Source organism: Polaromonas sp. P1_G2, from assembly GCF_056405515.1.
In genome coordinates, this window is sequence record NZ_JBFUBY010000309.1 from 1 (window position 1) to 4,512 (window position 4,512).

General features: G+C 66.0%; 5 protein-coding genes. 2 read left to right on the top strand and 3 right to left on the bottom strand.

Features of this window, described 5'->3' with window-relative positions; translation table 11 throughout:
* Positions 1-1,203: omega-aminotransferase AptA (aptA, locus tag AC1D0P_RS22230; protein ID WP_477678732.1), on the top strand; the 1,203-nt coding region annotated here is incomplete at its 5' end.
* 155 nt (positions 1,204-1,358) lie between these two features.
* Here the strand turns inward: aptA and AC1D0P_RS22235 are convergent.
* The gene (locus AC1D0P_RS22235; RefSeq protein WP_477678733.1) at positions 1,359-2,222 is read right to left on the bottom strand and encodes a ChaN family lipoprotein; all 864 of its coding nucleotides are present in this window, start codon (positions 2,220-2,222) and stop codon (positions 1,359-1,361) included.
* A 51-nt stretch (positions 2,223-2,273) separates the two neighbouring features.
* On the opposite strand from AC1D0P_RS22235, the gene AC1D0P_RS22240 reads away from it, so the two are divergent.
* On the top strand, positions 2,274-3,386 hold the full coding sequence (locus AC1D0P_RS22240) for an AbrB family transcriptional regulator (RefSeq protein WP_477678734.1): 1,113 nt from the start codon (positions 2,274-2,276) through the stop codon (positions 3,384-3,386).
* A 191-nt stretch (positions 3,387-3,577) separates the two neighbouring features.
* Here AC1D0P_RS22240 and AC1D0P_RS22245 read toward each other — a convergent pair whose 3' ends face one another.
* Both AC1D0P_RS22245 and AC1D0P_RS22250 read right to left on the bottom strand, forming a co-directional pair.
* Positions 3,578-3,859, bottom strand: coding sequence for a BTH_I0359 family protein (locus AC1D0P_RS22245; protein ID WP_436156974.1), 282 nt, complete (start codon positions 3,857-3,859; stop codon positions 3,578-3,580).
* 172 nt (positions 3,860-4,031) lie between these two features.
* Positions 4,032-4,512, bottom strand: a 481-nt coding sequence (locus AC1D0P_RS22250; RefSeq protein ID WP_477678735.1) for a DUF3108 domain-containing protein, incomplete at its 5' end; no start/stop codon positions are given.

Below are 4,512 nucleotides of genomic sequence, written 5' to 3' on the forward strand. Positions count from 1 at the left end.
GGTATCTCCAGCCTGTGGTGCGTGGGCGCGGGCCACAACCGCAAGCCCATCAACGACGCCATCAAGAAGCAGCTCGACACGCTGGACTACGCGACCGCCTTCCAGGCCAGCAACGACCAGGCCTTCAAGGCCGCCGAGCTCATCGCGGGCATAGCGCCCGGCGACCTCAACAAGGTGCTGTTCTGCAACTCGGGCTCGGAGGCGGCCGACACCTCGCTCAAGGTCGCGCTGGCCTACCACCGCGCGCGCGGCGAGGGCCATCGCAACATCTTCATAGGCCGCGAGAAGGGTTACCACGGCGTCGGCTTTGGCGGCATGAGCGTGGGCGGCATTCCGGCCAACCGCAAGGTCTACGGCGCCGCGCTGCTGCCGCGCGTGGACCACATGCGTTTCATCCATGACCCGGTCAACCACGCCTACATCAACGGCGCCGAGCCTGTGTGGGAAGAAGACCTGCTGCTGGAGCTGGAAAACCGCATCCTGCCGCTGCACGACCCGAGCAACGTGGCTGCCGTCATCGTTGAGCCGGTCGCCGGCAGCGCCGGCTGGTATTTGCCGCCCAAGGGTTACCTCAAGCGTTTGCGCGAGATCTGCGACAAGCACGGCATCCTGCTGATTTTCGACGAGGTCATCACCGGCTTTGGCCGCCTGGGCACGGGTTTCGGCGCCGATTACTACGGCGTGGTGCCCGACATGCTGAACTTCGCCAAGTGCGYGACCAACGGCGTGATCCCGCTGGGCGGCGTGATCTGCTCGGACCGCATCTACGACGGCATGATGAATGCCAACAGCGGCGCGCCCGAGCATGCCATCGAGTTTTTCCACGGCTACACCTACTCGGGCCATCCCGTGGCCTGCGCGGCGGCGATCGCGACCCTGAACCTGCTCAAGGAAGAGAAGCTGTATGAGCGCTCCGGCCAGATGGGCAAGGTGCTGGGCGACGCGATGCACAGCGGCCTCAAGGGCCTGCCCAATGTGATCGGCATACGCGCCCTGGGCCTGGCCGGCGCGGTGGAACTGGCGCCTGTGGCCGGTGCGCCGGGCAAGCGCGCCTACGACATCTTCATGGACTGCTTCCACCACGGCGTGCTGGTGCGGCCGGCGGCMGACAACATCGTGGTCTGCCCGCCCTACATCGTCGAGAAAGAGCACATAGACCGCATCGTCAACGTGGTGGCCGACGCGATCGGCAAGCACGCTTGATGCGGTTAGAGGCGCCTGAAGAAGCCACATAAGGCGTCGTTGAGGGCGGGCTCTCATCCCAGACCAGCTAGAGGCGCGGAACCGGCTTTGCCGGGCCGCAGGCGGGCGGCCCCCCCGGGGGGCAGCGCATTACACGAAGTGAAAAGCGTGGGGGCCTACTTCTTGGGCGCGAGTTTTTTGTCCAGGCCTTCGCAGTAGTCTTTTTCGGGCAGCGCGGGCGTTTCCCACACAGCATCGAAGGCATCGGCTTTCTCGCTTGACGCGGCGCCGCCGGCGCGCAGGCGGACGGCCTTGGCCTTGACATCGGCCGGCAGGTGCTGCGGCACGCCCAGATGGCGGTCGGCGTGGCCGCTGCCGGCCAGCAGCAGCACGGTTTTTCCGGGCAGCGCGGCCTGGGCCAGTGTGTTGGCCATGGTGATGTCCTTGGCGATCTGCAGGCGAGTCATGGGCGTGACCTGGCTCTCGGGCAGCAGGTTGCAGTGGCCCATGCGTATCAGCTGCTGCTGCGCCTTCAAGGCCGGTCCGGGTAACTGCAAATCGAGCTGGTGGTCCGCCATGCGGGCCTGCATCTGCGCGCGTGGCAGRTTGGCGCCCAGTACCGGCACGCCGGCGCGCACAGCCGTCATCACGGCTGGGCCGTAGGCGGCCCAGGGCCAGCCTTTGTCGTTCCAGTTCAATGCATTGCGCACTTGCTGCTCGGTGGCGCTGGGTTTGAGGGCGGAGGTGCTGGCGCCGGTGTCGGCCATTTCCAGCGCCAGGGCGGCCAGTGCGCCGCGTGCGGCCAGCAGGGCGACGACCTGTTGCTGGATGTGCTGGTGTTCGGCTGCGTCGTGCTGCTCGCCCAGGATGAGAATTTCCGCCGGAAGAATGGCCTCCAGGCGCGCGGATGTCTGCGCGGTGTCGAGGCTGGGCGCCTGCAGGATGGGCGCCTCGGGCCGGCCCGCGCAGCCGGCGGCCAAAGCCATCGCGGCGGCGCACAGCAGCCATGCCGAAGGACGAAGGGTGGGGAAATGGCGCATCGGTGGATACTAATGCTTCCGGCCCGGTTTTTGTTGGCCGCGCCCCAAGCCATGTCGCCTCTTTCCCCGCCTGCCCGCGCCTTTTTCATGCGCGTCATCCTGACGCTGCTGCTCGCCTGGGCCGCGGCCTCGCTGTGCCTCTGGCTGCGCACGCCCTTGCCCTGGATGATAGGCCCGCTGCTGGCGACCGCCGTGGTTTCCATGCTGGGCGGCCCGACGGCCAGCTGGACACCGCTGCGCAACAGCGGGCAGTGGGTGATCGGCTGCGCGCTGGGGCTTTATTTCACGCCGCAGGTGGTCGCCCTGCTGGCGGGACTGTGGTGGGCGATTGCGCTGAACATCGTCTGGGCGCTCGCGCTGGGGCTGGCTTTCGGGGCCTGGCTTTACCGGGTGCACCATGGGCCTGGGCCCTTCCAGGTGAAAGGCCTGTCGCGCATCACGACCTACTTCGCCGCGCCTATAGGCGCCGCGTCTGAAATGACGCTGATGGCCGAGCGTCACGGCGCGCAGACCGACCTGGTGGCATCGGCGCACAGCCTGCGCGTGTTGCTGGTCACGCTGGTCATTCCCTTTGGCTTCCAGTGGGCGGGGCTGCACGGGCTGGACGCCACCCTGCCCGGCGCGCGTGTGGTCCAGTTGCCGGGACTGGCCCTGCTCGCCGTGCTGACCGGCATAGGCTGCTGGGCCATGCTCAAGCTGGAGCGCACCAACCCCTGGTTCATAGGCGCATTGGTGGTGTCGCTGCTGCTGACGGCCTGCGGCCTCACGCTGTCGGCCCTGCCGCAGTGGATGACCAATGCCGCGCAACTGGTCATCGGCATCAGCCTGGGCGTGCGTTTCACCAGCGGCTTTGTGCACATGGCGCCGCGCTGGCTGGGCTCGGTGGCGCTGGCCACGGTGGGAATGATTGCGCTGTGCGCGGGTTTTGCGTGGTCGCTGTCGCAATTCACCAGCCTGCACTGGGCCACGCTGCTGCTCGGAACTTCACCAGGCGGCATCGCCGAAATGGCCATCACGGCCAAGGTCTTGCAATTGGGTGTGCCGGTGGTCACGGCCTTTCACGTCACCCGGCTGGCAGCCGTGCTGCTGCTGGCCGAGCCCATGTACCGCTGGATCTACGAGAAGCGCTCAGCGACCCAAGGTGAAAGCCCGCCGGCGGAGTGATGGGATTCTTCGGTCAAGCCGGGGCCGAGGAACCGGCTTTGCCGGGCCTCAGGCGCAGCGGCCCCCGAGGGGCTGGAGCCCGCGGCTCCAAGCCTGCCTGCGCAGGCTTGGACGGGCGACAGAGGCGAAGCGTCTCACGAGCCGCGGCCTGCAAGGCCTCGGGAACTACACGAAGTGAGTGACCGTGGGGGCTAGTGCAACGACATCGGGGTATTGGCCAACCCGCTATAGCCTTCCAGCGTGTCTTCGATTTCTTCCTGCGTGGGTGTGTTCTGTGCCCATGCGCTCAGGCGTTGCTGGAACATTTCTGCCCAGGAGCCGTCCAGGTAGACCTCTTTGCCCGAGCGTTTGTCCACGATTTCAAAGCCGTGGCGGGCCAGCTGGGGGATGGCGGGAGCGGGCGCAGATTCTTCCGGTGCGTTCGCGTGAATCTGAACCACGGCAAAAGAATCGGAGTCGTAAAGCATTTGCATGGTGAGGTCCTTTATCGTCAGATAGCAACGATGAGGCCAAGTTCAAGAGTCCGCACCATACGGCCTGCAAGTGTTCGGTAAAGACGCGCTACACCGTGTAAAACCGCACATAAAGCGCGCATCACCGTGCGTGGCAGCAACGCGGGCTGGATGGCCGCCTTTCAGGCTTTGCTCAGGGCCGGATCACACTGTCCAGTGACTGCTCCACAAAATCCCCGTTTTGCTCTGTGATCCTGCTCTTGACCGGCAGATAGTCGAGCGATGGCGCAAACCAGACTTCCACCTTCTGGTCGAAGTCGCCGCGCGGCTTGCGGGAAAGTTTTAGCGCCGGTAGGTTGCCGGCGGAGACGGTGAGGGTTTCTTCGGCTTCCACCAGGAAGGTCCAGGTGTCGGCCTGGGTCGGCCCCACCGTGTACAGGGTAATGCTGTTGCCGGGCACGAATTCCGCCGGATTGCCCGCCAGCATGCCGGCCAGTTGCAAGAAAAAGCTCATGCGATCCTGGGCGCCGGCGATCCAGGGCGCGTCAGCCGTGTTGGCGCTGAAGCTCACCTTGCCCTTGWCGCGCTCGAAATGCGCCGCCCGCTCACTTCGTGATTTGTCGGAGAACCGCTTGGGCGCCAGGCCGATCTCGGTGAGCTCGCCTTCGCTGGTC

Excerpts from the sequence above, each read along its gene's own strand:
- AC1D0P_RS22240 (WP_477678734.1), top strand. The coding sequence starts at position 2,274 with ATGTCGCCTCTTTCCCCGCCTGCCCGCGCCTTTTTCATGCGCGTCATC.
- AC1D0P_RS22245 (WP_436156974.1), bottom strand. The coding sequence starts at position 3,859 with ATGCAAATGCTTTACGACTCCGATTCTTTTGCCGTGGTTCAGATTCAC.